Below are 247 nucleotides of genomic sequence, written 5' to 3' on the forward strand. Positions count from 1 at the left end.
GCCCGGCAGTGGCACGCCGAGCCTGGGCGACCAGAGCATGAGCACCGCGCCCGCCAGCGACAGCCCGGCCAGCGCAGCGCCGGACCAGGTCAGCCGCTCGTGCAGGATGAAGTGCGCGAAGATCGCCGTCCACGCGGGCGTCAGATAGAACAGCAACAGCACGCGCATCACTTCGCCGTGAATCGCGCCCCATACGAATCCGATGTTGGTGACGCCCGCCGCCAACCCGAGCAGCGGCAACACCCAG

At 69.2% G+C, this 247-nt stretch carries 1 protein-coding gene; it reads right to left on the reverse strand.

All coding sequences use genetic code 11. From position 1 onward, the window contains the following. Nucleotides 1–247: EamA family transporter (locus tag SB786_RS37245; RefSeq protein WP_410731717.1), on the reverse strand; the 247-nt coding region annotated here is incomplete at both ends.

Source organism: Burkholderia sp. SIMBA_062 (genome assembly GCF_046534765.1).
GTDB lineage: Bacteria > Pseudomonadota > Gammaproteobacteria > Burkholderiales > Burkholderiaceae > Burkholderia > Burkholderia ambifaria.